This window comes from Pseudomonas sp. GD03875 (assembly GCF_029840585.1).
Taxonomy (GTDB): Bacteria; Pseudomonadota; Gammaproteobacteria; order Pseudomonadales; family Pseudomonadaceae; genus Aquipseudomonas; species Aquipseudomonas paralcaligenes.
Genome location: NZ_JAOCCV010000003.1, coordinates 73,713 through 99,791, shown reverse-complemented (window position 1 = coordinate 99,791; position 26,079 = coordinate 73,713). Strand labels below are relative to the sequence as shown.

Below are 26,079 nucleotides of genomic sequence, written 5' to 3'. Positions count from 1 at the left end.
CGAGTCGGGCCTCTCTCCAACAGCGCCCGGCCTACGTGCAGCAGCCTTTGCTCAGCGCAGCCGTTGCAGCAGCGCCGGGGTCGGGTAGCCGTCGGCCGGCAGGCCCAGGCTCTGCTGGAAGGCGCGCACGGCGCGGCGGGTGTTGGCGCCGATGATGCCGTCGGCCGCGCCGAGCTCGTAGCCCTTGGCGGCCAGGCTTTCCTGCAGTTCGATGCGCTCGCTGCGGCCCAGCGGGCGCTCGTCCTTCGGCCAGGTGGCCTGCAGCGGCGCGGCACCGTTCAGGCGCTGGCCGAGCAGGCCCACGGCCAGGGCGTAGGACGACGAGTTGTTGTACTTGAGGATGGCGCCGAAGTTGCGGAACACCAGGAAGGCCGGGCCGCGGTGGCCGGCCGGCAGCAGCAGGTAGCCGGTGTCGTCCGGGGCGACGCTGGGTGGCGTGCCCTTCACACCGAGCGCTTGCCACTGGGCGTAGGTCTTGCGGATCTCGGTGTCGGCCAGGGCGTAGTCGAAGCCGCTGGGCAACGCCACCGGGATGCCCCAGGCCTGGCCCTTCTGCCAGCCGGAGGCCTGCAGGTAATGGGCGGCCGAGGCCAGGGCGTCGGCGCTGGAGTTCCAGATGTCGCGGCGGCCGTCGCCGTCGAAGTCCACGGCATGGGTCAGGTAGGTGGTGGGGATGAACTGGGTCTGGCCCATGGCCCCGGCCCAGGAGCCGCGCAGGCCGGTGCTGGTGATGTCACCGCTCTGCAGGATCTGCAGGGCGGCCAGCAACTGGTCCTCGGCGAACTGCGGGCGGCGCCCTTCGTAGGCTAGGGTGGCCAGGGAGCGGATCACCGACTGTTCGCCCATGAACTGGCCGAAGCTGCTCTCCATGCCCCAGATGGCGACCAGCGTCTCGCGATCGACGCCGTAGCGCTCCTCGATGGCGTCCAGCGTGGCGGCATGTTGGGCCAGCAGAGCCTGGCCCTTGCGCACCCGCACCGGCGAGATGGCGCCGTCCAGGTACTCCCACACCGGCCGGCTGAATTCCGGCTGGGCACGGTCGGCGGTGACCACGCTCATGTCCGGCGTCACGCCGGCGAAGACCTGGTCGAACAGGTTTTCCGGAATGCCGCTGGCGAGGGCCTTGAGGCGGAAGCGGTCGCGCCAGTCGTCGAAGCTCAGGGCGGGGGCCGGTTCGGCTTCTTCCTTGGCCACGGGCGCACTCGGCTCGGCCTGCTGCGGCTGCGCGACGAGCTTGGCGGAGGTCAGCTGGGGGGCGGGATTCGGGGTCTCGGCGCAGGCGCCCAGGAAGATCGCGGCGCCGGCGAGCAGGCAGCTCAGGCGGCCATTGGCGGAAAGCTGGAACATCGAGGCCTCTCGGTCTTGCCAATCAGACCGCGACCTTACCATGCCGGGCGGTTTTCAGAACCCCGTCGGCGTCTCGTGGGTGGATCAGGCCGCGGATTTCACCAGGCCCAGAAAGCAGGAAGCCTCCCAGTGGGAGGCTTCGCGGCGGTAGCTGCCTTTGCCTTTCTTCGGCTGTTCCTGGCGGCTGCGGAACAGCGGTTGGGCGACGATGGACTTGGCCTTGTTCGGCTGCTTGGGGGCTTTCTTGCTCATCGGATGATCCTCACCTGACCCGCGACGCTGCGGGCGGCGCGGACTATGCGCCGCTGTACGAAAAATGTCCAGTGGGCGGAAGGGGAGAGACGCGGTGCGCGCGGCGCACCCTACGGCGGCACGTATTACGTGGGGATCATTCGCTCAGCGCCAGGCGCTGGCCGGCCATCAGCAGGGCCAGGCGCGCCAGGCTGCTCCAGGGATCGCCGGGGGCCTGGCCCTTGACCTGGGCGTCGATGCGCTGGGCGTCGATCAGCAGCTGGTTCCAGCGCGCCGCGGTGTGGCGCTGCAGCGCCTTGCCGACCAGCGGGCGGCGCTTGTCCCAGATCGGCGGGCGGGCCGCGGCGAAGGCCTTCTCCAGCGGTACGCCCTGGCTGAATTGCAGGGCCAGGCCGGCCAGCTGGCGCAACTCGCGGGACAGCATGACGACGATGAACAGCGGTTCCACGCCTTCACCGCGCAAGCCTTCGAGGATTCGCAGGGCGTGGCTGGCCTCGCCGTTCAGCACGGCGTCTACCAGGCCGAACACGTCGTAGCGGGCGCTGTCGGCCACCGCCGCCTGCACGGTACCGGCGTCGATCTGGTTGCCCTCGGCCAGCAGCTTGAGCTTCTCGATTTCCTGGGCGGCGGCCAGCAGGTTGCCTTCCACCCGCGCGGCGATCAGTTCCACCGCTTCCTGGGTGGCCGCCAGGCCGGCCTGGGACAGGCGCTGGCGAACCCAGTTGGGCAACTGGGCGACTTCGACCGGCCAGATTTGCACGAACTGGCTGTGCGGCCCGTCGATCAGGGCCTTGGCCCACTTGGTCTTCTGCGTCGCGCCGTCGAGCTTGGGCAGGCTGATCAGCAGCACCGTGTCTTCCGGCGGGCGTCCCAGGTATTCGAGGATGGCGGCGGTGCCCTTGTCGCCGGGCTTGCCGTTGGCGATGCGCAGCTCGATCAGGCGCTTCTCGGCGAACAGCGACAGGCTGGCGCCGGCCTCGTAGAGCAGGCCCCAGTCGAAGCTGGCCTCGGCGTGGAACACCTGGCGCTCGCCGAAGCCCTGCTGGCGGGTGGCGGCGCGGATGGCGTCCTCGGCTTCCTGGCACAGCAGCGGCTCGTCGCCGCTGACCACGTAGACCGGGGCGAGGCCGCCCTGCAGGTGTTTGCCGAGTTGTGCGCCGTTCAGTTTCATCGGAAGCGCTCGTGAAAAGGGCCGGTCGCCCGGCCCTTCTCGTCCTACTGGCTGATCGGCAGCTGGATCGGCGACTGCAGCGGCGCCGACTCCTGCTGGGCGCGGCGCGCGGCGGCAGCGGCTTCCGCCTCGGCGGCGGCGCGGGTCTCGGCTTCCTGCTGCAGCTGCTCGAGCTGGGCCGGGGTCAGTTGCTGCAGGCGCAGGGACAGCTGCTGGATCAGTTCGCGGCGCATTTCCTGGCGCAGTTGGCCGGACTCCTGGCTGGAGCCGATCAGGTTGTTCTCGTCGTGCACGTAGACGCTCTGCACGGCCAGCCAGTCCTTGAACAGCAGCAGGTTCTTCTCGCCACGCACTTCGTAGTCCAGGCGGGTGGTCAGCTGGTATTCGGCGCTGCGCGCGTTGCTGGTGAAGCTGGCGGTGCGCTGGGTTTCCTGCTCGTTGGCCAGGTACAGGCGGTAGGGGGCGCCGTTGTGGACCTTCACGCCGCTGTTCTCGAGGTACTGTTTCAGCTGCTTGGCGGTTTCGCCGTAGGCGTTGCGCGCCTGCAGGTCGATTTCCCCGAGGGCGAACTCGCCGCCGCCGGTACCGCGCAACTGGAAGCCGCAGGCGCTGAGCAGGACGGTGAGGCCGATGACCAGCATGTTCCGTTTCATCATTGTGTTTCCCCTTGAGAAACCGGCGCCGCAGCGCCGGGCTGAATCAGTTGGCGACCGTTTCAATTGGCGACGATGTTGACCAGCTTGCCCGGCACGACGATGACCTTGCGGATGGTCACGCCCTCGGTGAAGCGCAGCACGTTCTCGTTGGCGCGGGCGGCGGCCTCGACTTCCTCGCGGCTGGCGCTGGCCGGCACTTCGATCTGGCCGCGCAGCTTGCCGTTGACCTGGATGACCAGGGTCAGGCTGTCCTGCACCAGGGCCGACTCGTCCAGGACCGGCCAGGCGGCGTCGATGACGGCGCCGGTCTTGCCCAGCCGTTGCCACAGCTCGTGGCAGATGTGCGGGGTGATCGGCGCCAGCAGCAGGGCCACGGTCTCCAGGCCTTCCTGCAGCAGGGCGCGATCCTGTTCGCTGGCGGTCGGGGCCTTCTCCAGCACGTTCATCAGGGTCATCACCTGGGCGATGGCGGTGTTGAACTTGTGGTGCTGGCCCACATCGTTGCTGGCCTGCTTGATGGCCAGGTGGATGGCGCGGCGCACGGCCTTCTGCTCGTCGTTCAGCGAGGCAATATCCAGCGCGCCCGGCAGGCCTGCGCTGACGTGGCTGTGGGCCAGGCGCCAGACGCGGCGCAGGAAGCGGTTGGCGCCTTCGACGCCGGCATCCGACCACTCGCAGCTCATGTCGGGCGGCGAGGCGAACATCATGAACAGGCGGCAGGTGTCGGCGCCGTACTGGTCGATCATGTCCTGCGGGTCGACGCCGTTGTTCTTCGACTTGGACATCTTCTCGGTGCCGCCGATTTCCACCGGCAGGCCGTCGGCCTTGAGCTTGGCGCCGATGACCTTGGCCTTGGCGTCACGCTCGACTTCGACGTCGGCCGGGTTGAACCAGTCCTTGCCGCCGTTTTCCAGGATGCGGTAGTAGGTCTCGGCGACCACCATGCCCTGGGTCAGCAGGTTCTTGAACGGCTCGTTGGAGCTGACCAGGCCCTCGTCGCGCATCAGCTTGTGGAAGAAGCGCGCGTAGAGCAGGTGGAGGATGGCGTGCTCGATGCCGCCGATGTACTGGTCCACCGGCAGCCAGTGGTTGGCGGCCTGCGGGTCTACCATGCCGCCTTCGTAGTTCGGGCTGGCGTAGCGCGCGAAGTACCAGGAGGACTCCACGAAGGTGTCCATGGTGTCGGTTTCGCGCTTGGCCGCGGCGCCGCATTTCGGGCAGGTGCAGGTGTAGAACTCGGGCATCCTGGCCAGCGGCGAGCCGGCGCCGTCCGGCACCACGTCTTCCGGCAGCACCACCGGCAACTGGTCTTCCGGCACCGGCACGTCGCCGCAGCTCGGGCAGTGGATGATCGGGATCGGGCAGCCCCAGTAGCGCTGGCGGCTGATGCCCCAGTCGCGCAGGCGGAACTGGGTCTTGCGCGCGCCGTGGCCGCTGGCTTCCAGGTCGGCGACGATGGCGTCGAAGGCGGCGGTGAAGTCCTTGCCGTCGTACTTGCCGGAGTTGAGGGTGGTCAGGCCCTCCTTGTCGCCGTACCAGGCCTGCCATTCGGCGCTGGAGTATTCCTTGTCCGCGGCGGCGTACACCTGCTTGATCGGCAGGCCGTACTTGCTGGCGAACTCGAAGTCGCGCTCGTCATGGGCCGGCACGGCCATCACGGCGCCTTCGCCGTAGCCCCACAGCACGTAGTTGGCGACGAACACCGGCAGCTTGTCGCCGGTCAGCGGATGGACGACGAACTGGCCGGTGGCCACGCCCTTCTTCTCCATGGTCGCCATGTCGGCCTCGGCCACGGAGCCGGCCTTGCATTCGGCGATGAAGGCCTGCAGCTCGGCGTTGTTCTCGGCGGCGCGCTGGGCCAGCGGGTGCTCGGCGGCCACCGCCACGTAGGTGGCGCCCATCAGGGTGTCGGGGCGGGTCGAGTAGACCTTCAGGCGGCCCTCGATGCCGATGCTGGCGACGTCGTAGTCGAACTCGATGTCGGCGCCGAAGCTCTTGCCGATCCAGTTGCGCTGCATGGTCTTGACCTGCTCGGGCCAGCCATCCAGCTCGTCGAGGCTGCTCAGCAGCTCTTCCGCGTAGGCGGTGATGCGGAAGTAGTACATCGGGATTTCGCGTTTCTCGACCAGCGCGCCGGAGCGCCAGCCGCGGCCGTCGATGACCTGCTCGTTGGCGAGCACGGTCTGGTCGACCGGGTCCCAGTTCACGGTGCCGTTCTTGCGGTAGATCACGCCCTTCTCGAACAGGCGGGTGAACAGCCACTGTTCCCAGCGGTAGTAGTCCGGCTTGCAGGTGGTGACTTCGCGGGTCCAGTCGATGGCCAGGCCCAGCGATTTCAGCTGGGCCTTCATGTAGGCGATGTTCTCGTAGGTCCACTTGGCCGGGGCGACGTTGTTCTTCATCGCCGCGTTCTCGGCCGGCATGCCGAAGGCGTCCCAGCCCATCGGTTGCAGCACGTTCCTGCCCTGCATGCGCTGGTAGCGCGCGATCACGTCGCCGATGGTGTAGTTGCGCACGTGGCCCATGTGCAGCTTGCCGCTCGGGTAGGGGAACATGGACAGGCAGTAGAAGGTGTCCTTGCCCGGCTGTTCGGTCACGACAAAGGATTTCTGCGCGTCCCACTGGGCTTGGGCGGCGGCTTCGATTTCACGGGGCGAATACTGTTCGTGCATGGGCTTTCGGCGCTGAAAATGAGGGCTTGCGAGAAACGCCGTAGCATACATGACCCCCCCTGATTCAGGGAAACCCTGATTGTGCCGCGCCGCCGTTTGTCGCGGCGCCCGGCCTGCGGAGCGACCGGCGCTAAGCTTGCCAGAGAGAGGCGCGCAGGTAGCGCCCGGTCGAGGTGGTGGATGGCAGAGTCGCGGGGTGCGGATGTCGGGGGCGGGCTCTACGAGCGGCTGCTGCAGCGCCTGGCGCTGGCCCTGGAGGAAGCGGACACCGCGACTCGCCTGCACGAGACGCCGCCGGACGAGCTGGAGCTGCGCGGCCTGACCCCGGCGGAGCTGGAACTGATCCGCGCCTACCTGGACCGCGACCTCAACTGGCTGCGCGGCTGGCACGCCGCCGCCGAGGAACTGGCGGTGATCGAGCAGTTGCCGGCGAACGCCGCGAAGCCGGTCGCCAGGCTGCCCAAGCGCGTGCTGGGCAAGCCGTTGCCGCGCGGCAAGCCGGTGCTGAAGAAACGCCAGCAGCTGTGCTGCGCCCTGTGCGGGGCGGCGGCCCAGATCCAGAGCGGCGAGGGCGTGCTGCCCTGTAGCGCCTGCGGCTCCAGGCTGTTCCGGGCGGGTCAACCTCGGTAGTCTCCATGGCCACTGGAGGTGTCCATGGAACTGCGCTTCATCCTCAAGCAACTGATTCTTCCGCCTGGCGGCCTGCTGCTGCTGATCCTGCTGTCCTGGCTGCTGTGGGCCTGGCTGGGGCGGCCGCGCCTGGCGACGCTGTGCCTGGCCGGCGGCCTGGGCGGGCTGTGGCTGCTCAGCCTGCCGGTGGTGGTGGAGTGGTCGGCCCGGCTGATCGAGCGCGAGCCGGCGCTGGCCGAGGCCGAATGGGCGCAGCTGGGGCAGCGAGCCGAGGCCATCGTGGTACTCGGCTCGGGACGCGAGGAAGCCGACCCGGCCTGGGGCGGCGACCAGCCCAGCGTCACCGCCATCGAGCGCCTGCGCTACGCGGCGCGCCTGCACCGCGCCTCGCAGTTGCCGATCCTGATCAGCGGCGGCCTGCACTACGGCCAGCCGCCCAGCGAGGCGGCGATGATGGCCGAGGTGCTGCAGCGCGATTTCGGCGTGCCGACCCGCTGGCAGGAGGCGCGCAGCCGAACCACCTGGGAGAACGCGCAATTCAGCGCGGAGATGCTCAAGGCGCAAGGTGTGAGTCGCGTGGTGCTGGTGACCCAGGCGGCGCACATGCCGCGTTCGCGCTGGTGCTTCGAGCGCGCCGGGCTGGAGGTGGTGGCGGCGCCGCTGGGCTTCCTCGGCGTGCCCAACGAGCGCCCGCTGAGCGGCTGGCTGCCGGAGGGCAAGGCGCTGTGGCAGAACACCCGGCTGCTCAACGAGGCGATCGGGATGCGGGTCTATCCGCTGCTCTACCGCTGAGAGTCGGCGTGGTAGGAGCTAGCTCTGCTCGCGAACGCCTTGGCGGCTGCCGATGTTCGCGAGCGGGCTCGCTCCTACGTAGGGTGCGCCGCGCGCACCGGCGCACATCACCTTTTGCGACGAACCCACAAGGCCCAACCCAGCAGCCCGACGCACAGCACCACCAGCGGCCAGGCGCGCCAGCGCAGGTAGGGCGTCAGCCCCTGCATCGGCTGCACGTCGCCATACAGGACGGCCTGCTGGAACTGCGGGATCTGCGCCGTGATGCGGCCCTGCGGGTCGATCAGCGCGGTGACCCCGTTGTTGGTGGCGCGGATCATCCAGCGGCCCGATTCCAGGGCGCGCATCTGCGCCATCTGCAGGTGCTGCAGGGGACCGATGGAGGTGCCGAACCAGGTGTCGTTGCTCACCGTCAGCAGCAGGTCGCTGCGCGCGGCCAGGTCGGCGGCGAATTCCGGGTAGACCACCTCGTAGCAGATGAACGGTGCGATGCGCAGGCCCTTGGCTTGCAGCGGCGGCTGGTCGGCCGGGCCGCGGGCGAAGTCGGACATGGGCAGGTCGAAGAAGGCGATCAGGCCGCGCAGCATGTCCTGCAGCGGCACGTATTCGCCGAACGGCACCAGGCGCTGTTTCAGGTAGGTGCCTTCGCCCCAGCCGGTGACGGTGATCGCGTTGTAGTAGCGCTTCTCGCCGCGCTCGTTGGCCTGCCGCACCGGCACGCCGGTGATCAGCGCGGCGTCGCGGTCGGCGGCGACCCGGCCCATCACGCTCAGGTAGCCCTCGGCGAATTCCTTGAGCACCGGCACGGCGGTTTCCGGCCAGACGATCAGGTCGGCCGGCCGGCTGCTCAGGGTCATGTCGCGGTACAGGGCCAGCTGGGCGTCCAGCTGCGCCGGGTCCCACTTGAGGTTCTGCTCCACGTTGCCCTGCAGCGCGGCGACCTTCAGTGGTTCGCCACTGGCTGCGGTCCAGGCGTGGCCGGAGAGGCCGAGGCCGGCGAGCCACGGCGCCAGCAGCAGGGCCACGCCGGCGGCGAGCCGCACCTTGTCGTGGCGCAGGCGCGCCAGGTTGACCAGCAGCGCCGCGCTCAGTGCCAGCACCAGGGACAGCAGCCAGACCCCGCCAATGGGCGCCAGGCCGGCCAGCGGGCCTTGCAACTGGCTGTAGCCGACGTAGAGCCAGGGGAAGCCGGTGAGGAACCAGCCGCGGAACGCTTCCTGGACCAGCCACAGGGCGGCGAAGGCCAGGGCGTCTGCGATCGGCAAGTCGTCGCGGCGCAGCCAGCGGACCCAGAGCCAGCCGGTCAGGGCGAACAGCAGGGCGAGTCCGGCGCAGAAGCCGAAGGTCAGCAGGCCGGCCAGGGCCGGTGAGGCGGCGCCGTAGTCGTGGATGCTGACGTAGACCCAACTGGTGCCGCTGAGGAACAGGCCGAGCCCGTAGAGCCAGCCGCGCAGCAGGGCCTGGCGCGGCGACAGCCCGCGCATGCCGAGGTAGAACAGGGCGATGGCGACGATGGCCAGCGGCCAGATGTCGAGGGGAGCCAGGGCCAGGGTGGTGCAGGCGCCGCCGGCGATGGCCAGCAGGTTGCCCGGCCAGCCGGGTTGAGTGATCCAGCGCATCGTGCGTCCTTGATCGGGAAATCAGGCGGGCAAGGGTACTGGAAGGGCGGGAGGGCCGGAAGCGGGAGGCTGCGTGGGAGCGGCCGGGCGGCATCCGGTTGGCCGCGAATCTTCGCGGGTCCCCTGTGGGAGCGGACTTGTCCGCGAAGCCTTTATGGCCCCATTCGCGGCCAAGGCCGCTCCCACAGAGGGGCCGCTCCCACAGGAGGGGGCGCCCCGCGCCCTCTAGCGCTCCAGCGGGGTCAGGCGCAGCAGGTGCACCCGGCGGCTGTCGGCGTTGAGCACGCGGAAGCGGAATTCGCCGATCTCAGTCACCTCGTTGCGCTTGGGCAGGTGGCCGAAGGCGTTCATCACTAGGCCGCCGACGGTGTCGAACTCGCTGTCGGGGAACTCGCTGTCGAAGGCCTCGTTGAAGGCGTCGATCGGGGTCAGGGCCTTGACCAGGAAGTCGCCGGACGGCAGTGGCTTGATGTAGCTGTCCTCCTCGACGTCATGCTCGTCCTCGATGTCGCCGACGATCTGCTCCAGCACGTCCTCGATGGTCACCAGGCCGGCCACGCCGCCGTATTCGTCGATGACCACGGCCATGTGGTTGTGGTTGGCGCGGAACTCGCGCAGCAGCACGTTGAGGCGCTTGGACTCCGGTACGAAGGTGGCTGGGCGCAGCAGGTCCTTGATGTTGAACGGCTTGTCCCGGTCCAGGATCAGCGGCAGCAGGTCCTTGGCCAGGAGGATGCCGATCACCTCGTCGAGGCTCTCGCCGATCACCGGGTAGCGCGAGTGGGCGGAGTCGACGATGGCGGGCAGGAACTCGGCCGGCGTGTTGCAGGCCTTGATGCTGACCATCTGCGAGCGCGGCACCATGATGTCGCGCACCTGCAGGTCGGCGACCTGGATGGCGCCTTCGACGATGGTCAGGGCCTCGCTGTCGAGCAGCTTGTTCTGGTGGGCTTCGCGCAGGACTTCCAGCAGTTCCTGGCGGTTTCTCGGCTCATGAGCAAAAGCCTGGGTCAGCTTGTTGAACCATGACTTCTGCTCGTTGCTTGATCGGTCTTCGCTCATGATGAGTCTCGGTATCTTCCTATTCTTGTTCGGCGTACGGGTCGGGATGACCCAGTTCGGCCAGCAATTCCCGTTCCAGCGCCTCCATCTCCTCGGCTTCCCCGTCTTCGAGGTGGTCGTAGCCGAGGAGGTGCAGGCAGCCGTGGATGACCAGGTGGGCCCAGTGGGCCTCGGCGGTCTTGCCCTGTTCGCGGGCTTCGCGCTCGACCACCGGCACGCAGATCACCAGGTCGCCGAGCAGCGGGATGTCGAGGATGCCTTCCGGCACTTCGGCGGGGAAGGACAGCACGTTGGTGGCGTAGTCCTTGTGCCGCCAGGTGTGGTTCAGCTCGCGGCCTTCCAGTTCGTCGACCAGGCGGATGGTCAGCTCGGAGTCGGCCGTGCGCTGGCGCAGCGCCAGCTCGCACCAGCGGCGCAGCTGCGCTTCGCTGGGCAGGTCGGTGGCGCTGGAGGTGTTCTGCAGGTCCAGTTCAAGCATCGCGCGGGTTGTCCCTGGCCGGCTGGCGCTCCTCGAAGCGCTCGTAGGCCTCGACGATGCGCTGCACCAGCGGGTGGCGCACCACGTCCTTGGGCTTGAAGTGGGTGAAGCTGATGCCCGGTACGTCCTTCAGCACTTCCATCACGTGGCTGAGGCCGGACTTGGTGCCGCGCGGCAGGTCGACCTGGGTGATGTCGCCGGTGATCACGGCGGTGGAGCCGAAACCGATACGGGTGAGGAACATCTTCATCTGCTCGAGGGTGGTGTTCTGACTCTCGTCGAGGATGATGAAGCTGTTGTTAAGGGTGCGCCCGCGCATGTAGGCCAGCGGGGCGATCTCGATCACCTGCTTCTCGATCAGCTTGGCCACCGTCTCGAAGCCGAGCATCTCGTACAGGGCGTCGTACAGCGGGCGCAGATAGGGGTCGATCTTCTGCGCCAGGTCGCCGGGCAGGAAGCCGAGCTTCTCGCCCGCTTCGACCGCCGGACGCACCAGCAGGATGCGTCGCACCTGCTCGCGCTCCAGGGCGTCCACCGCGCAGGCCACCGCCAGGTAGGTCTTGCCGGTGCCGGCCGGGCCGATGCCGAAGTTGATGTCGTTGTCGAGGATCGACTTGACGTAGCGCTGCTGGTTGGCGCCGCGCGGCTTGATCACGCCCTTCTTGGTGCGCAGGGCCACGCCGGCGTCGGCCTTGCCGCTGTCCAGCGCCTCCAGACCGGACTCCTGCAGGTACAGGTGGACCATCTCCGGCGACAGCTCGGCACTCTTGGTCTCGCGGTACAGGCGGCGCAGCAGGTTCTCGGCGGACTGGGTGTGCTTGCTCGGGCCGACCAGTTCGAACTGGTTGCCACGGTTGCGGATCTCGATGGACAGGCGTTGCTCGATCAGGCGCAGGTGCTCGTCGAATTGCCTGCAGAGATTGGCGAAGCGGTGAGCTTCGAAGGGTTCGAGGATGAAGCGATGCGGTTCTATGGGTGCGTTCAATGTGGTCTGTTGGCCGCCATTCGGCTGGGGGTGGTTGGCGAAGGATAACCCCACGCGCTCCGGGGTGAAAGTTCGGGCGGCGGGGTTGGCATTGGCCATTGGTCGATCAGTTGAGCTGGATCAGGCTGCCGCGCAGGGAGTGGGGCAGGGCGCCGTCGATGTGCACGTCGACGAACTGGCCGATCAGCGCCGGGTTGTCCGAGCGGAAGTTGACGATGCGGTTGTTCTCGGTACGGCCCTGGAGCATGCCCGGGTCCTTCTTCGAATAGTCGCTGACCAGGATGCGCTGGATGCTGCCGGTCATCTTGTGGCTGATCTCGTAGCCCTGCTGGTGGATGCGGCTCTGCAATATCTGCAGGCGCCGCTTCTTCACTTCGTCCGGGGTGTCGTCCACCAGGTCGGCGGCCGGGGTGCCGGGGCGCGAGCTGTAGATGAAGGAGAAGGAGAAGTCGAAGCCGACGTCCTCGATCAGCTTCATGGTCTGCTCGAAGTCCTTCTCGGTCTCGCCGGGGAAACCGACGATGAAGTCCGAGCTGATGCAGATGTCCGGCACCGCGGCCTTCAGCCGGCGGATGCGCGACTTGTATTCCAGCGCGGTGTGGTTGCGCTTCATCGCCGCCAGCACGCGGTCCGAGCCGGACTGCACGGGCAGGTGGAGGAATTTGACCAGCTGCGGGATGTCGGCGTGGGCCTGGATGATGGCGTCGGAGAATTCCAGCGGGTGGCTGGTGGTGTAGCGGATGCGCTCGATGCCGTCGATGGTCGCCACCGCGTAGAGCAGGTCGGCGAAGTCGCTGCCGTCGTGGCGGTAGCCGTTGACGTTCTGGCCGAGCAGGGTGACTTCCTTGACGCCCTTCTCCGCGAGCTGGGTGATTTCCAGCAGCACGTCGCCCAGCGGGCGGCTGACTTCCTCGCCGCGGGTGTAGGGCACTACGCAGAAGGTGCAGTACTTGCTGCAGCCTTCCATCACCGAGACGAAGGCGCTGGGGCCGTCGACGCGTGGCTCGGGCAGGCGGTCGAACTTCTCGATCTCGGGGAAGCTGATGTCGACCTGGGCCTTCTTGGTGCTGCGCGCGGCGTCGATCATCTCCGGCAGGCGGTGCAGGGTCTGCGGGCCGAACACCACGTCGACGTAGGGCGCGCGGTCGCGGATGGCGGCGCCCTCCTGACTGGCCACGCAGCCACCGACGCCGATCACCAGGTTCGGATTCTCCAGCTTCAGCTCGCGCCACATGCCCAGTTTGGAGAACACCTTTTCCTGGGCTTTTTCGCGGATCGAGCAGGTGTTGAGCAGGATCACGTCGGCTTCCGCCGGGTTTTCCGTGACTTCAAGGGCCTGGTGTTCGCCCAGCAGGTCGACCATGCGCGAGCTGTCGTACTCGTTCATCTGGCAACCGTGGGTCTCGATATAAAGCTTCTTGGCCATCAGCGTGCATCGGGTGGTTCGAATGGACCGCGCATTATAGGGGGCGACCGACGAGCTTCCTAGCGTTGCCTGTCCGCACGCTGGTAAGATTCGCGCCCCCCGATTTCCAGCGGTCCTCTATCCTCCTTCTATGAGCAAGCGCGAACCCATCTACAAGGTGATCTTCCTGAACCAGGGCCAGGTGTACGAGATGTACGCCAAGCAGATCTACCAGAGCGACCTGTGGGGCTTCCTGGAGGTGGAGGAGTTCGTCTTCGGCGAGCGCACCCAGGTGGTGGTCGACCCCAGCGAGGAGAAGCTCAAGGCCCAGTTCGAGGGCGTGGTGCGCAGCTTCGTGCCGATGCACTCCATCGTGCGCATCGACGAGGTGGAACGCCTGGGTACGCCGAAGATCAGCGAGGCCAAGGGCGGCGGCAACGTGATGCCGTTCCCCATGCCGATCCCCGAGAAGTAGCGCACGCCGCCGCGCGGACTGGCCTCAGTTGGGCGCGAAGGCCGGCACCTGCGGGCTGATGCCGGTGCCCGGCGAGCCGGGTGTTGGGTTGAAGCCCGAGGGGTCTCTGTTGTCGAGGTTCTGCAGCTCCAGCAGGTAGCTGCGGAAGATCTGCCCCAGCACCTGGCTGGCGGCCTGCAGTTCTTCCCTGCCCATGCGCTCGGCCACCTGGTCGGCGCTGTCCATGGCCTCGTCGGAGCCGTTCACCGCCGCCATCTTCAGCACGATGTAGGCCTGCACGTTGTTGGCCTGCACGCCCTCGCCACGGAAGAACATGGTGCCCAGGCGCAGCTGGGCCTGGGCGTTGCCCTGCAGCGAGGACTGCTCGAACCAGTGCATGGCCTGGGGCAGGTCGCGCGGCACACGCTGGCCTTCGTAATAGAGTTCGCCGAGTTCGTACTGGGCCTGGGCATCGCCCTGGCGGGCGACTTCCTGGCAGGCTTCCACGGCCTGGGGCAGGTCTTCGGGGGCGGTGTTCAGCGAGCAGGGGCCCATGGCCGGCACCAGCAGCGAGTTGTCGCCCGCCTGGGCCAGCAGTGGGGAAACGAGCAGCAGGCAGCCCATGAAGAGCTTGCGGCCGGTGCATGTCATGAATCGGAACGCCTCGCGGAACGGTCGGGCCTCGTGCCCTGCCGGCGAAACGCGCCGGCCGTCACATTATGTATAAGCCGGAGCGTCGTTACAAAGCCTTTGCCGGATTCGGCCGCCGCCTCAGGCGAGCCTGGCGAAGGCCCGCTCCGCGGCGGCGAAGGTGATTTCCAGTTCCCGGTCGCCGTGGGCGATGGAGGTGAAGCCGGCCTCGAAGGCGCTCGGCGCCAGGTACACGCCGCCTTCCAGCATCAGGTGGAAGAACCGCTTGAAGCGCTCGGCATCGCTGCCCATCACGTCGGCGAAGGTGATGATGTCGTCGGCGCCGCTGAAGTACAGGCCGAACATGGCGCCGGCCTGGGTGGCGACGAAGGGCACGCCGGCGGCATCGGCGCGCTCCTGCAGGCCGGCCAGCATGCGGCTGGTGAAGTCGGTCAGCTCGGCATGGAAGCCTGGGCGGCTGATCAGCTTGAGGGTGGTCAGGCCGGCCGCCATCGCCAGCGGGTTGCCCGACAGGGTGCCGGCCTGGTAGACCGGGCCGAGCGGGGCGACGCATTCCATGATCGCGCGCTTGCCGCCGAAGCAGCCGACCGGCATGCCGCCACCGACGATCTTGCCGAAGGTCGACAGGTCCGGGGTGACGCCGTAGTGGGCCTGGGCGCCGCCGAGGGCGACGCGGAAACCGGTCATCACCTCGTCGAAGATCAGCACCACGCCGTGCTTGTCGCACTGCTCGCGCAGACCCTGGAGGAAACCGGGCGCCGGCGGCACGCAGTTCATGTTGCCGGCCACCGGCTCGACGATGATGCAGGCGACGGTCTTGCCGACCTCGGCCAGGGTCTGCTCGACGGCGGCCAGGTCGTTGTAGGGCAGGGTCAGGGTGTGCTTGGCGAAGTCCGCCGGCACCCCGGCCGAGCTGGGCACGCCCTGGGTCAGCAGGCCGGAGCCGGCCTTGACCAGCAGGCTGTCGGAGTGGCCGTGGTAGCAGCCCTCGAACTTGATGATGGCGTCGCGCCCGGTATAGCCGCGGGCCAGGCGGATGGCGCTCATGGTCGCCTCGGTGCCGGAACTGACCATGCGCACCAGCTCCATGGACGGCACGATGGAGCAGACCAGATCGGCCATTTCCACTTCCAGCGCGGTCGGCGCGCCGTAGGACAGGCCGTGCTCCAGCTGCTTGCGCACCGCGTCGAGCACCTCGGGGTGGCCGTGGCCGAGGATCATCGGGCCCCAGGAGCCGACGTAGTCGACGTAGCGCTTGTCGTCCTCGTCGATCACGTAGGCGCCTTCGGCGTGCTTGAAGAACAGCGGCGTGCCACCGACGCTGCGGAAGGCGCGCACCGGCGAGTTGACGCCGCCGGGGATGTGTTTCTGGGCGTTGGCGAACAGGGTTTCCGAACGGGACATGGCAGGTCTCTCTCGAATCAGCAATAGCGAATCAGGATGCGAACAGCGCGCCGAAGGCGCGGGCGCGGGCCTCCACCTCGGCGGCGGAGGGCGCGGAGAACAGGGCGTGGATCACCGCCAGCAGGTCGGCGCCACGGCGGATCAGGTCGGCGCCGTTGTCCAGGCTGACACCACCGATGGCGGTGATCGGCAGGGCGAAGCGGGCGCGGGCCTGTTCCAGCAGCTCGGGGGTGGCGCTCGGCGCGCCGGGCTTGGTCTGCGACGTGAAGAAGCGGCCGAAGGCGATGTAGCTGGCGCCCTCGGAGACCGCCGTCGTGGCCAGCTGCAGGCTGGCGTGACAGGTGCCGCCGATGACTGCGCGCGGGCCGAGCAGGGCGCGGGCGGCGGCCAGGGAGCCGTCCTCCTGGCCCAGGTGCAGGCCGACGCCGAGGCGGGCGGCCAGCTCGGCGTCGTCGTTGATGATCAGGTCGGCGCCGTGACGTGCGCACAGCTCGGCCAGGGCCTCGGCCTCGCGCAGGCGGCGGGCGGCGTCGCCGGATTTGTCGCGGTACTGCAGCAGGCGCGCGCCACCTTTCAGTGCCGCTTCCACGTAGGGCAGCAGCCGGCCGTCCGCCAGCAGCTGGCTGTCGGTGATGGCGTAGAGACCGCGCAATGGCCGGCTCACGAACGGCGCCTCACTGGCAGAAGTCCAGTGGCAGGCGGCGCGGCACGAACTGGCCGCGCCCCGGCTGCTCGGCGTCGCGCAGGGTGCGCCAGGTGTAGTCGAGGGCCGAGCGCACGGCGCTGACCGTTTCCTCGCCCAGGGCCAGGCGGCCGGCGAGGGTGCTGGCCAGGGTGCAGCCGGAGCCGTGGTAGCTGCCCGGCAGGCGGGCGCAGGTGAAGGTGTGGCGTTCGCCGCCGCGCACGTAGAGGCGGTTGTGCACTTCGGCCTCTTCGCCGTGGCCGCCGGTGATCAGCAGGTTCCGGCAATAGGGGGAGAGCTTTTCGGCGCACTCGTCCGCGGTGCCCTCGGGCAGCTCGGCGAGGATGCGCGCCTCCGGCAGGTTCGGCGTGGCCGCCGCGGCGATCGGCAGCAGGCGCTCGCGCATGGCGTAGCCGACGTCGTCCTTGCCCAGCGAGCCGCCGCCGCCGGCGCGCAGCACCGGGTCGCAGACCAGCGGCACGCCGGGCAGCGACTGCATGATCTCGACCACGGTGTCGACCATCTCCACCGAGCCGAGCATGCCCAGCTTGACGGCGGCCACCGGCAGGTCGGCGATGATGGCGCGGGCCTGGGCCAGCACCCAGTCGCGGTCGAGCACGCGGAAGTCGGAGACGTTGACGGTGTCCTGCACGGTCAGCGCGGTGACCGCCGGAGCGGCGTGGCAACCCTGGGCGAGCAGGGCTTCGATGTCCGCCTGCAGGCCGGCACCACCGGAAGGGTCGTGGCCGGAGAGGCAGAGGACGACGGGGCGGGAGTTGTGTCTGTTCATGGCCGGCGAGCTTACCACCTGGCGGCGAGGTGGCCCAATCGGCGGGGCGCGACATCTTGCTCCGGGGCGGCGGATTTTTCCCCGGGGCCCTGTGATAGAGTGCCGCCCATACCAATTAGAAGGGTTACGCGCGCCGCGCCAAGAGTCTGCTCACGATCAGCTGCGTGTCGGCTGAGTGGCGTTGAAAACGGCTTCGGAATGCTCGTTTACACCACGTAAACGCTGCTTCCCCAGCCATTTCGCCACCCGCTCGCAAGATCGTGAACAGGCTCCCGGGAGAAGAGGGCTCCGGGCGGCCACGCGAGACCCATGCGGGGCTGCATGCGTGTCTGCATTTTTCTCATCCTGTTCGCCTGGACCTGGCTGGCGCATGCCGTCTCGTTCGACGAGCGCACCCGCTACCTGGCGCTGGGCTCGGACATGCAGGTGTTCGAGGACGTGCGCGGCGACGCGAGCATCGAAGAGGTCGGCTCGGCCGCCCTGGACGCCGGCTTCCGCGACAATCCGGGGCCGGTGCTCAACGCCGGCTACTCGCGCTCGGTGTTCTGGCTGCGGGTCGACCTGACCTACGCGCCGACCGCTGCCTCCGGTCCCAAGGCATGGCTGCTGGAGCTGGCCTATCCGCCGCTCGATCATCTCGAGGTCTACCTGCCCGACGGTGCCGGCGGCTACCGGTTGATCGCGCGCACCGGCGATGCGCAGCCCTTCTCCAGCCGGCAGATCAAGCAGAACAACTACCTGTTCAACCTCGAACTGACGCCCGGGCAGACCCAGCGCGTGTACCTGCGCGCACAGAGCCAGGGCTCGATGCAGCTGCCGCTGGGGCTGTGGTCGCCGGACGCCTTCATCGAGGCGCAACCGGCGCGGATCTACACCCTCGGCATCATCTACGGCGTGCTGCTGGCGATGCTGATCTACAACCTGTTCATCTTCCTCGCCGTCCGCGACACCAGCTACCTCTACTACATCCTCTACATCGCCTCGTTCGGCCTGTACCAGGTGTCGGTCAACGGCGCCGGCGTGCAGTACTTCTGGCCCGACAACCCCTGGTGGGCCAACGCGGTCACGCCTTTCCTGATCGGCGCGGCGGCGCTGTTCGGCTGCCAGTTCGCCCGCAGCTTCCTGCAGACCCGGGCGCACAGCCCGTGGGTCGACCGCCTACTGCGTCTGCTGATGGCGGTCGGCGTGCTGGTGATGGTGCTGGCGCTGACCAGCAGCTACGCCGTCGCCCTGCGCCTGGCCACCTCGCTGGCGCTGGCCTTCACCGTGGTGATCTTCAGCGCCGGCGTGCTGGCCTGGCTGCGCGGCATGCGCGTGGCGCGCTACTTCATCATCGCCTGGACGGCCTTCCTCGCCGGCGGGGTGATCAACACCCTGATGGTGCTGGGCTTCCTGCCCTATACCTTCTTCACCATGTACGCCAGCCAGTTCGGTTCGGCGCTGGAGGTGGGGCTGCTGTCCCTGGCCCTGGCGGACCGCATCAACGCGATGAAGGAGGAGCGCACGCGCATCCTCCAGGAGGCCGGGCGCGAACTGGAGTCGCTCAACCGCGAACTGGCCGACAGCAACCGGGTCAAGGACGAGTTCCTCGCCACCGTCACCCACGAGCTGCGCACGCCGATGAACGGCGTGATCGGCTCGCTGGAGCTGATGCAGACGGTGCGGCTCGACGTGGAGCTGGAGCAGTACCAGCGCACCGCCTCCAGTTCGGCGCGCGACATGATGCACATGGTCGACGACATCCTCGCCCTCACCGAGCTGCAGGCCGGCAAGCTCCACCTGCGGCGGGAGCCGTTCAGCCTGCGCGGCCTGGTCGACGGCCTGCGCGTGCAGTACGCCGGCAGGGCGGAGGAGCGGGGGCTGGCCTTCGTGGTCGAGGTGGACGACAACCTGCCTGACACCCTGGAAGGCGATTCGGCCAGACTGAGCCAGGCCGTGGGCTACCTGCTGGACAACGCCATCAAGTTCACCCACCAGGGCCAGGTCGCCCTGCGCATCGGCGCGGCCGGGCCGCTGGCCGACAACGTGCCGCTGCGCATCGAGGTGCGCGACACCGGCATCGGTTTCGTCGCCTCGGACGAGGCCGGCCTGTACCAGCGCTTCCACCAGCTGGACGGCTCCACCACCCGGCAGTACGGCGGGCTGGGCATCGGCCTGGCGATCTGCCGCCAGCTGGTCGACCTGCTCGGCGGCGACCTCCGGCACCAGTCGCAGCCGGGGCAGGGCAGTGTCTTCACCATCGCCGTTCCGCTCGACCTGCCAGCCCAGCGCCTGCCGGACATCGTGGCTGCCTCCCGGCGCGCCGCCGGCCCGCCGCAGCGCCGGCCCGAGCAATGCACCGTACTGGTGGTCGAGGACAATGCGATCAACCAGCTGGTGACCCGCGGCATGCTGCTCAAGCTCGGCTACCGGGTGCGCACCGCCGACAACGGCGCCGAGGCCCTCGGCGTGGTGCGTGGCGAGCCGGTCGACGCGGTGCTGCTGGACTGCCAGATGCCGGTGATGGACGGCTTCGCCACCTGCCGCGCGCTGCGCAACCTGCCCGGCTGCGGCGAGATTCCGGTGCTGGCCATCACCGCCCACAGCCACAGCGGCGATCACGAGCGCTGCCTGGCGGCCGGCATGAGCGATTACCTGGTCAAGCCGGTGAAGTTCCTCGAACTCCAGGCCCTGCTGCACGACTGGGTGCTGTGCCGGGCGCCTTGAACCGCTAGCTACAATGATCCGGCCATGATTTGGCCGAATCGTCGTTTTCATCAAGAAGTGAATCGTGATTCACTGAGCTGAATTCATGAACATGGATTCAGCTCATGGCCTATCGCACCACCACCGCCCGCCTCGATCGTGCCCAGGAGCTGCGCGAACGCATCCTCGTCTGCGCCCATGCCCGGGTCGCCGAGGGCGGCTTCGCCAGCCTCACCATGCAGGCCCTGGCCGAGGACGCGGGCATCGCCACCGGCAGCCTGTACCGCCACTTCAGCGGCAAGGGCGAGCTGGCGGCGGAAGTCTTCAGCAACGCCTGCCGCGTCGAGGTCGACGTGCTCGCCGAAATCCTCCGCGGCCCCGGCAGCGCGTCCAGACGCCTGGCCGCGGGCCTGGAGCAGTTCGCCGCCCGCGCCTGGCACAGCCGGCGCCTGGCCTTCGCGCTGATCGCCGAGCCGGTGGAGCCGGAAGTCGACGAGCAGCGCCTGCTGTTCCGCGAATCCTACGCCGAGCTGTTCGTCGACCTGCTGGAGGAGGGCGTGCGCACCGGCGAATTCCGCGTCACCCAAGTGAATCTGGTGGCCGCCTGCCTGGTGGGCGCCATCGCCGAGGCCCTGGTCGGCCCGCTGTCCCCACCGGCCCGCGCGGCCCGCGACGCCGGCCTGCCGTCGGCGGACCTGGCCACCGTCAGCCAAGCCCTGATCACCTTCTGCCTGCGCGCCGTCGGCGCCCCGGAGTCCTGAGCATGTCCCTGCAGTCACTCGCCGAAACCCACGAAGTGTTCAACCAGGTGCCGTCGCTGGACGGCGCCAACCTGTACCGCACCGACCTGCCGCTGCAGGAGTGGATTCGCCGCTACGGCGGCGGCTGGGCGGAGGACCGCCTGGACACCTACGGCGCCCTGGCCGGCGGCCCGCTGATGCAGGCCGGCTTCCTGGCCAACGAGCACAAGCCGGAGTTCAAGAGCCACGACCGCTACGGCAACCGCATCGACCTGGTGGAATTCCACCCGGCCTACCACGAGCTGATGCGCACCGCCGTCGAGCATGGCCTGCCGTCGCTGCCCTGGGTGGACCCGCGCGCAGGTGCCCACGTCGCCCGCGCCGGCCTCACCTACCTGCACAGCCAGGCCGAGGCTGCCAGCGGCTGCCCGCTGACCATGACCTTCGCCGCCGTGCCGGCGCTCAGGCTGCAGCCGAATGTCGCCGAGCAGTGGCTGCCGAAGGTCCTCGCCACCCAGTACGACCCGCGCAACGTGCCGATGGAGCAGAAGGCCGGCGTCACCATCGGCATGGCGATGACCGAGAAGCAGGGCGGCACCGACGTGCGCGCCAACACCACCCGCGCCTACCCTGTGGGCGTCGGCGGCCCAGGCGAGGCCTACGAGCTGGTCGGCCACAAGTGGTTCTGCTCGGCGCCCATGTGCGACGCCTTCCTGACCTTGGCTTACACCGACAAGGGCCTGTCCTGCTTCCTGCTGCCGCGCCACCGCCCGGACGGCACGCGCAATCAGTTCTACGTGCAGCGTCTGAAGAACAAGCTGGGCAACTGGGCCAACGCCTCCAGCGAGGTGGAATACCGCGGCGCCTTCGCCTGGATGCTCGGCGAAGAGGGCAGGGGCGTGCCGACCATCATCGAGATGGTGTCCATGACCCGCTTCGACTGCATGGTCGGCTCCAGCAGCCTGATGCGCCAGGCGCTGACCCAGGCCGCGCACCACTGCGCCCACCGCAAGGTCGGCGGCAAGCTGCTGGCCGACCAGCCGCTGATGCAGAACGTGCTGGCCGACCTGGCCCTGGAGAGCGAGGCCGCGCTGGCCCTGTGCATGCGCATGGGGCGCGCCCTCGACCACCAGCACGACGAGCAGGAGGACAAGTTCGCCCGCCTGGTCACCGCCATCGGCAAGTACTGGATCTGCAAGCGCGCGCCGGAGATGGTCTACGAGGCCAGCGAATGCATGGGCGGCGCCGGCTACGTCGAGGAGACCATCATGCCGCGCTTGTACCGCGAGGCGCCGGTCAACTCGATCTGGGAAGGCTCGGGCAACGTGCAGTGCCTGGACGTGCTGCGCGCCCTGTCCAAGGAGCCGGGCGTGCTCGACGCGCTGTTCGTCGAGCTGGGCGATGGCCACGGCGACGCGCGTCTGAAGGCGCACATCCAGCAGCTCAAGAACGACTTCGCCGACACCGCCGACATCCAGTTCCGCGCCCGCCAGCTCACCGAGGACGTGGCCGTGGCCCTGCAGGCCAAGCTGCTGCTGGAGGCCGGCAACAGCGTGGTGAGCGATGCCTTTATCGCCAGCCGCCTGGCCGGTCGCGGCCGTGTGTACGGCACCTTGCCACGCGGCGCGGACGTCGAGGCGCTGGTGGCCCGCAGCACCCCGCACCTGGCCTGAGAACCTGCTTGCGATTGCTGCGCGTCGGAAATCTGCGTTGAAAGTGGCTGCGGAATGCTCATTGACCCTCCGCTTCCTTAGCCACTTTCGCCTTGTTTTCCTCTAGCTCGCAAGATCGTAAGCAGGCTCTAACCGCCCGTTACTAGAACAAGAAAAGGACACCGCCATGCAGGCCCATCCACGCTACCGCGAGCTGGTCGAACACGGCTTCGCCGCCGCCAACTTCATCCAGGACCTGGGCATCCGCCTGGCCGACTGCGGCCCCGGCTGGGTCGAGGCGGAACTGGACATCCTGTCCCGCCACCTGCAGCAGAACGGCTTCATCCACGCCGGCGTGCAGACCACCCTGGCCGACCACGCCGCCGGAGCCGCGGCCGCCACCCTGGTGGCCGACGGCCAGACGGTGCTGACCCTGGAGTTCAAGGTCAACCTGCTGCGCCCGGCGCGCAGCGAACGCCTGCTGTGCCGCGCCGAAGTGCTCAAGGCCGGCCGCCAGGCCACCGTGGTCGAGGCCGAGGTGTTCGGCTACGAGAACGGCGAGCGCCGGCTCTACAGCAAGGCTTCCGTGACCATGGCCGTGGTGGCGATGCCCGCCTGATTCGAATCTCCTGACGGCGGCGCCAGCCTCCCTGGCGCTGCCGCTCTCCCCGGGAAACGTCCCGGCAACCCGATCACCCTCCCGATCGCGGACCGTTTATCGCTTCGAGCCCTACTCTCCCGGCCCTTTGTGACGCCGGCCGCAATCGCGGCATAAAGCGGCGAACCTTCTCCCGGACATGACCTTCAGTATAGGGCGTACCAGTCAGGCGCTTGTTTGAATGCCCATGCCTCCCGCCGGAGCAGGCGTTTGCGCGAGCCCCGTCCGTAGCGGCCATCGCCCAGCGTGGCCAGTCGTAGCCCTGGAACATGGCCATGGCGCCATGCAGGGAGGGAGAGTCCATGTCTGTGATCCAGGTGCCGTCGTTTCCCGTGCTCGACAACCGCGAGCACTACCAACGCTTCGTCAGGCCGCTCACCGGACGCCTGCTCGGCTGCCTGCGCCTGGACGTGGAGTACGTCTTCGGCGAGGGCGATACCCTCGAATACTGCGACGACCACGGCGAGCGGGTCCGTGTCTACGACTTCCTCGGTGGCTACGGCGCGCTGATGTTCGGCCACAACCACCCGCAACTGGTGGAGACCGCCATCGACCTGCTGCGCGCCGGCCGGCCGTTCGCCGTCCAGGCCAGCCTGCGCGGGCATACCGCGCAGCTGGGGCGCAAGCTCAACGACATGCTGTCCGCGCGCCTGGGCCGCGAGTTCATCAGCACCCTGGCCAACAGCGGCACCGAGGCGGTGGAGGCCGCGCTCAAGCATGCCCAGCTGGCTCATCGCAACCGCAAGCAACGGCTGCTCGACGCCGGCGAAGCGCGCCTGCTAAAGCTGCGCAATCACCGCGCGCCGGATCGCCTGCCGCTGGCCAGCGAGTCGGCGCGTCTGCTGAGGGAACTGCTGGGGGAACGGGTCGAGACCTTCGCCGAGGCGGTCGCCGCCGTTCGCCGGCTCAACCGCGAGCGCTTCCTCGAGGCCCGTGCCTATTACTGCTGCCTGCACAAGTCCTACCACGGTAAGACCGCCGGCGCGGTGAACCTGACCGAGAACGAGATGTACCGCTCGGCCTTCGTCTCCCTCGGCCCGCAGGTGATCTTCGTCGACCGCGACGACCCTGCGGATTTCCAGCAGCAGACCCTGGCGCGCACCCTGCGCTACTACAGCGTCGGGCTCGACGCGCAGCAGCGCGCGGTGGTCGAGACCCACGAGGTATGCAACGTCGCCGCGCTGTTCGTCGAACCCATCCAGGGCGAGGGCGGCATCCACGTGCTCGGCGCCGATTACCTGCGCCAGCTGCGGCGAACCTGCGACGAGCAGGGCATCCACCTGGTCTTCGACGAGATCCAGAGCGGCATGGGTCGTACCGGACGCTTCCTCGCCTCCGAGGCCAGCGCCGTGGGCGCCGACTACTACCTGTTGTCGAAGAGCCTCGGTGGCGGCCTGGCGAAGATCGCCAGCGTCAGCATCGCCCGCGACTGCTTCGAGGAAGAGTTCAGCCTGATCCACACCTCGACCTTCGCCGAGGACGACTTCAGCTCGGCCATCGCCCTGCGCTGCCTGCGGCTGCTGGACGAGGACCCGGGCATCATGCGCGCCTGCACCGAGGTCGGTGGCGAGATCAAGGCCGCGCTGCTCGCGCTCAAGCAGCGCTTTCCCGAGGTGGTGCAGGACGTGCGCGGCGAGGGCCTGATGCTGGCGCTCGAATTCGCCGACCAGCGCCAGGCCGAGTCGCCCGGCCTGCGCACCCTGGCCGGCAGCGACATCATCGGCTTCGTCTATGCCGGCTACCTGCTGCACGAGCACCGCATCCGCGTGGCGCCGCTGCTGTCAAACAACAACGTGCTGCGCTTCGAGCCGGCTGCTTGCGTCAGCCCCGAGGCTCGGCAACGGCTGTACGCCGCCCTCGAACGGCTGTGCCTGATCCTGCGCCACGGCAACTTCTACGAACTGGTGAAGTACATCGCCGGCCTCGCCACGCCGCAGGCCCACGGCGAGGTGCGGGACTACCGCGGCCGCTACTTCACCACCCCGGAAGAGGGCGTGGAGCGCCGCATCGGCTTCCTCATGCACTTCGTCGATGCCGGCAACATGCACCTGTTCGACCACAGCTGCGAGCGCTTCAGCCTGGCCCAGGTCGAGGCGCTGCTGGAGCGCTGCTACCCGTACCTCAAGCCGTTCTACATGCGCGCCCACACGCTCTACTCGAAGACCGGCAAGAAGGTCCGCCTGCAATCCATCGGCGTGCCCATCACCTCGGCGCTGATCCAGAAGCACATGCAGGAACGCGACCTGCAGACCCTGGTGGAGCTGACCGAGGCGGCCATCGACAAGGCCGTCGAGGAGGGCTGCGAGATCGTCGGCTTCGGCGGCTTCACCTCGATCATCATGCAGAACTGCAAGGCGGTGCGGCATGACGGCCTGGCCGTCACCACCGGCAACTCGCTGACCATCGGCATGGGCTACGAGGCGCTGCTGAAGACCGCCGCCGAGACCGGCATAGACCTGCAGTCGGCCTGCTTCGCCGCCGTCGGCGCCAACGGCAACATCGGCGCGGTGTACAGCGAACTGATGGCGGAGAAGGTTCCGCGCCTGATCCTGATCGGCCGTCCGGGGCGCGAGCGCGCGCTGGAGGCGCTGGCGGCGAAGATCTACGCCGGGGCCTTCCAGGCCCTGCGCGACCACCTGGCCAGCCATGGCGACTCCACCGACGGCCTGGCGCAGACGCATGCCCTGGCCGCGCGCATCGCCGGCAGCCGTACCGCGCGCCAGCTGCTCGAAGCGGCGCCTGCGGACGACGAACAGCTGGGCCGCGACCTGCACCTCGGCCTGCAGCGGGAATGCGGCGAGCACAGCCCCATCCGCATCTCCACCGACCCGGCCGACATGCGCCAGGCCAACCTGATCCTCGGCGCCAGCAGCCAGGCCGGCACGCTGATCTTCCCCGAGCACCTGAGCGACGGCCCGGTGATCATCTGCGATGTGGCCCTGCCCGCCGACACCGACCCGTCGGTGCGCGAGCGGCGCCCCGACGTGACCGTGATCAAGGGCGGGCTGGTCCGCGTGCCGCCGGTCCCCGCCCAGGTGGCGCGGGACAACGCCCACACTGGAGCGCGCGACTTCCTGCTGGAGGGCCTGCCGCTGCCGCCGGACCACGTGTTCGCCTGCATGGCCGAGACCATCCTGATGGGGCTCACCGGCATGACCAGCGACTACAGCAAGGGCGACGTGCGCAAGGAACGGGTGGTCGAGATGCTGGAACTGGCCAGGCTGCATGGCTTCGAGCTGGGCGACCTGAAGATGAGCCGCAGCTACTAGCGGCAGGGGCCGGCACGTTCACGCG

At 68.5% G+C, this 26,079-nt stretch carries 22 protein-coding genes; 8 read left to right on the top strand and 14 right to left on the bottom strand.

What is annotated here, in order from left to right:
• Positions 1-51 precede the first annotated feature (51 nt).
• The 5 genes from N5D30_RS03415 to leuS form a co-directional block, all read right to left on the bottom strand.
• Positions 52-1,347 (bottom strand): lytic murein transglycosylase, encoded by a 1,296-nt coding sequence (locus tag N5D30_RS03415; RefSeq protein ID WP_279907662.1) that lies wholly within the window; start codon positions 1,345-1,347, stop codon positions 52-54.
• An 84-nt stretch (positions 1,348-1,431) separates the two neighbouring features.
• Positions 1,432-1,599: an alternative ribosome rescue factor ArfA gene (gene arfA / locus N5D30_RS03410; protein ID WP_279907661.1), complete on the bottom strand. Its 168-nt coding sequence runs from the start codon at positions 1,597-1,599 to the stop codon at positions 1,432-1,434.
• Between the two features lie 136 nt (positions 1,600-1,735).
• A complete protein-coding gene (gene holA, locus N5D30_RS03405) occupies positions 1,736-2,770 on the bottom strand; it encodes a DNA polymerase III subunit delta (RefSeq protein ID WP_279907660.1) in 1,035 nt (344 codons plus the stop codon).
• Positions 2,771-2,814: 44 nt separating this feature from the next.
• Complete coding sequence (gene lptE, locus N5D30_RS03400; protein WP_279907659.1) at positions 2,815-3,426, bottom strand: LPS assembly lipoprotein LptE; 612 nt, start codon at positions 3,424-3,426, stop codon at positions 2,815-2,817.
• 59 nt (positions 3,427-3,485) lie between these two features.
• Positions 3,486-6,098 carry a leucine--tRNA ligase gene (gene leuS, locus N5D30_RS03395; RefSeq protein ID WP_279907658.1) on the bottom strand — a complete coding sequence of 871 codons (2,613 nt, stop codon included), beginning with the start codon at positions 6,096-6,098 and terminating at the stop codon, positions 3,486-3,488.
• A gap of 180 nt (positions 6,099-6,278) precedes the next feature.
• On the opposite strand from leuS, the gene N5D30_RS03390 reads away from it, so the two are divergent.
• Positions 6,279-6,728 carry a hypothetical protein gene (locus N5D30_RS03390; protein ID WP_279907657.1) on the top strand — a complete coding sequence of 150 codons (450 nt, stop codon included), beginning with the start codon at positions 6,279-6,281 and terminating at the stop codon, positions 6,726-6,728.
• A gap of 24 nt (positions 6,729-6,752) precedes the next feature.
• Positions 6,753-7,520, top strand: coding sequence for a YdcF family protein (locus tag N5D30_RS03385; RefSeq protein WP_220811935.1), 768 nt, complete (start codon positions 6,753-6,755; stop codon positions 7,518-7,520).
• A gap of 107 nt (positions 7,521-7,627) precedes the next feature.
• Here the strand turns inward: N5D30_RS03385 and lnt are convergent, their stop codons facing one another.
• The 5 genes from lnt to miaB all read right to left on the bottom strand — a co-directional run bounded on the left by lnt (position 7,628) and on the right by miaB (position 13,090).
• Positions 7,628-9,139, bottom strand: coding sequence for an apolipoprotein N-acyltransferase (gene lnt / locus N5D30_RS03380; protein ID WP_279907656.1), 1,512 nt, complete (start codon positions 9,137-9,139; stop codon positions 7,628-7,630).
• Positions 9,140-9,364: 225 nt separating this feature from the next.
• Positions 9,365-10,201: an HlyC/CorC family transporter gene (locus N5D30_RS03375; RefSeq protein ID WP_220811938.1), complete on the bottom strand. Its 837-nt coding sequence runs from the start codon at positions 10,199-10,201 to the stop codon at positions 9,365-9,367.
• A 19-nt stretch (positions 10,202-10,220) separates the two neighbouring features.
• On the bottom strand, positions 10,221-10,679 hold the full coding sequence (gene ybeY / locus N5D30_RS03370) for an rRNA maturation RNase YbeY (RefSeq protein WP_279907655.1): 459 nt from the start codon (positions 10,677-10,679) through the stop codon (positions 10,221-10,223).
• Positions 10,672-11,664, bottom strand: a complete 993-nt coding sequence (locus N5D30_RS03365; protein ID WP_279907653.1) for a PhoH family protein — start codon at positions 11,662-11,664, stop codon at positions 10,672-10,674. Before N5D30_RS03365 ends, ybeY begins: the two co-directional genes overlap by 8 nt.
• Before the next feature lie 106 nt (positions 11,665-11,770).
• Positions 11,771-13,090, bottom strand: coding sequence for a tRNA (N6-isopentenyl adenosine(37)-C2)-methylthiotransferase MiaB (gene miaB / locus N5D30_RS03360; protein ID WP_279902769.1), 1,320 nt, complete (start codon positions 13,088-13,090; stop codon positions 11,771-11,773).
• Between the two features lie 130 nt (positions 13,091-13,220).
• On the opposite strand from miaB, the gene N5D30_RS03355 reads away from it, so the two are divergent.
• On the top strand, positions 13,221-13,544 hold the full coding sequence (locus N5D30_RS03355; RefSeq protein WP_279907652.1) for a DUF1820 family protein: 324 nt from the start codon (positions 13,221-13,223) through the stop codon (positions 13,542-13,544).
• A gap of 24 nt (positions 13,545-13,568) precedes the next feature.
• Here the strand turns inward: N5D30_RS03355 and N5D30_RS03350 are convergent, their stop codons facing one another.
• From N5D30_RS03350 to N5D30_RS03335, 4 genes are all read right to left on the bottom strand, one after another.
• Positions 13,569-14,174: a tetratricopeptide repeat protein gene (locus N5D30_RS03350; protein ID WP_220811954.1), complete on the bottom strand. Its 606-nt coding sequence runs from the start codon at positions 14,172-14,174 to the stop codon at positions 13,569-13,571.
• A 120-nt stretch (positions 14,175-14,294) separates the two neighbouring features.
• Positions 14,295-15,578, bottom strand: coding sequence for a glutamate-1-semialdehyde 2,1-aminomutase (gene hemL / locus N5D30_RS03345; RefSeq protein ID WP_279907651.1), 1,284 nt, complete (start codon positions 15,576-15,578; stop codon positions 14,295-14,297).
• Positions 15,579-15,609: 31 nt separating this feature from the next.
• Positions 15,610-16,230: a thiamine phosphate synthase gene (gene thiE / locus N5D30_RS03340; protein ID WP_279907826.1), complete on the bottom strand. Its 621-nt coding sequence runs from the start codon at positions 16,228-16,230 to the stop codon at positions 15,610-15,612.
• 22 nt (positions 16,231-16,252) lie between these two features.
• Entirely contained in the window at positions 16,253-17,050 is a 798-nt protein-coding gene (locus tag N5D30_RS03335) for a hydroxymethylpyrimidine/phosphomethylpyrimidine kinase (protein ID WP_279907650.1), read from the bottom strand.
• Between the two features lie 321 nt (positions 17,051-17,371).
• On the opposite strand from N5D30_RS03335, the gene N5D30_RS03330 reads away from it, so the two are divergent.
• The 5 genes from N5D30_RS03330 to N5D30_RS03310 all read left to right on the top strand — a co-directional run bounded on the left by N5D30_RS03330 (position 17,372) and on the right by N5D30_RS03310 (position 26,054).
• The gene (locus tag N5D30_RS03330; protein WP_279907649.1) at positions 17,372-19,756 is read left to right on the top strand and encodes a hybrid sensor histidine kinase/response regulator; all 2,385 of its coding nucleotides are present in this window, start codon (positions 17,372-17,374) and stop codon (positions 19,754-19,756) included.
• 104 nt (positions 19,757-19,860) lie between these two features.
• A complete protein-coding gene (locus N5D30_RS03325; RefSeq protein ID WP_220811961.1) occupies positions 19,861-20,496 on the top strand; it encodes a TetR/AcrR family transcriptional regulator in 636 nt (211 codons plus the stop codon).
• Between the two features lie 2 nt (positions 20,497-20,498).
• Positions 20,499-22,148, top strand: coding sequence for an acyl-CoA dehydrogenase family protein (locus N5D30_RS03320; protein ID WP_279907648.1), 1,650 nt, complete (start codon positions 20,499-20,501; stop codon positions 22,146-22,148).
• A 166-nt stretch (positions 22,149-22,314) separates the two neighbouring features.
• Positions 22,315-22,746: a PaaI family thioesterase gene (locus N5D30_RS03315; RefSeq protein WP_279907647.1), complete on the top strand. Its 432-nt coding sequence runs from the start codon at positions 22,315-22,317 to the stop codon at positions 22,744-22,746.
• Positions 22,747-23,087: 341 nt separating this feature from the next.
• Complete coding sequence (locus N5D30_RS03310; RefSeq protein ID WP_279907646.1) at positions 23,088-26,054, top strand: aminotransferase class III-fold pyridoxal phosphate-dependent enzyme; 2,967 nt, start codon at positions 23,088-23,090, stop codon at positions 26,052-26,054.
• Positions 26,055-26,079: the final 25 nt, after the last annotated feature.

Excerpts from the sequence above, each read along its gene's own strand:
- ybeY (WP_279907655.1), bottom strand. The coding sequence starts at position 10,679 with ATGCTTGAACTGGACCTGCAGAACACCTCCAGCGCCACCGACCTGCCC.
- N5D30_RS03385 (WP_220811935.1), top strand. The coding sequence starts at position 6,753 with ATGGAACTGCGCTTCATCCTCAAGCAACTGATTCTTCCGCCTGGCGGC.
- N5D30_RS03310 (WP_279907646.1), top strand. The coding sequence starts at position 23,088 with ATGTCTGTGATCCAGGTGCCGTCGTTTCCCGTGCTCGACAACCGCGAG.
- N5D30_RS03390 (WP_279907657.1), top strand. The coding sequence starts at position 6,279 with ATGGCAGAGTCGCGGGGTGCGGATGTCGGGGGCGGGCTCTACGAGCGG.
- N5D30_RS03315 (WP_279907647.1), top strand. The coding sequence starts at position 22,315 with ATGCAGGCCCATCCACGCTACCGCGAGCTGGTCGAACACGGCTTCGCC.
- N5D30_RS03325 (WP_220811961.1), top strand. The coding sequence starts at position 19,861 with ATGGCCTATCGCACCACCACCGCCCGCCTCGATCGTGCCCAGGAGCTG.
- holA (WP_279907660.1), bottom strand. The coding sequence starts at position 2,770 with ATGAAACTGAACGGCGCACAACTCGGCAAACACCTGCAGGGCGGCCTC.
- N5D30_RS03330 (WP_279907649.1), top strand. The coding sequence starts at position 17,372 with ATGCGTGTCTGCATTTTTCTCATCCTGTTCGCCTGGACCTGGCTGGCG.
- N5D30_RS03375 (WP_220811938.1), bottom strand. The coding sequence starts at position 10,201 with ATGAGCGAAGACCGATCAAGCAACGAGCAGAAGTCATGGTTCAACAAG.
- N5D30_RS03350 (WP_220811954.1), bottom strand. The coding sequence starts at position 14,174 with ATGACATGCACCGGCCGCAAGCTCTTCATGGGCTGCCTGCTGCTCGTT.
- arfA (WP_279907661.1), bottom strand. The coding sequence starts at position 1,599 with ATGAGCAAGAAAGCCCCCAAGCAGCCGAACAAGGCCAAGTCCATCGTC.
- leuS (WP_279907658.1), bottom strand. The coding sequence starts at position 6,098 with ATGCACGAACAGTATTCGCCCCGTGAAATCGAAGCCGCCGCCCAAGCC.
- N5D30_RS03320 (WP_279907648.1), top strand. The coding sequence starts at position 20,499 with ATGTCCCTGCAGTCACTCGCCGAAACCCACGAAGTGTTCAACCAGGTG.
- lptE (WP_279907659.1), bottom strand. The coding sequence starts at position 3,426 with ATGATGAAACGGAACATGCTGGTCATCGGCCTCACCGTCCTGCTCAGC.
- N5D30_RS03355 (WP_279907652.1), top strand. The coding sequence starts at position 13,221 with ATGAGCAAGCGCGAACCCATCTACAAGGTGATCTTCCTGAACCAGGGC.
- hemL (WP_279907651.1), bottom strand. The coding sequence starts at position 15,578 with ATGTCCCGTTCGGAAACCCTGTTCGCCAACGCCCAGAAACACATCCCC.
- lnt (WP_279907656.1), bottom strand. The coding sequence starts at position 9,139 with ATGCGCTGGATCACTCAACCCGGCTGGCCGGGCAACCTGCTGGCCATC.
- miaB (WP_279902769.1), bottom strand. The coding sequence starts at position 13,090 with ATGGCCAAGAAGCTTTATATCGAGACCCACGGTTGCCAGATGAACGAG.
- N5D30_RS03335 (WP_279907650.1), bottom strand. The coding sequence starts at position 17,050 with ATGAACAGACACAACTCCCGCCCCGTCGTCCTCTGCCTCTCCGGCCAC.
- N5D30_RS03415 (WP_279907662.1), bottom strand. The coding sequence starts at position 1,347 with ATGTTCCAGCTTTCCGCCAATGGCCGCCTGAGCTGCCTGCTCGCCGGC.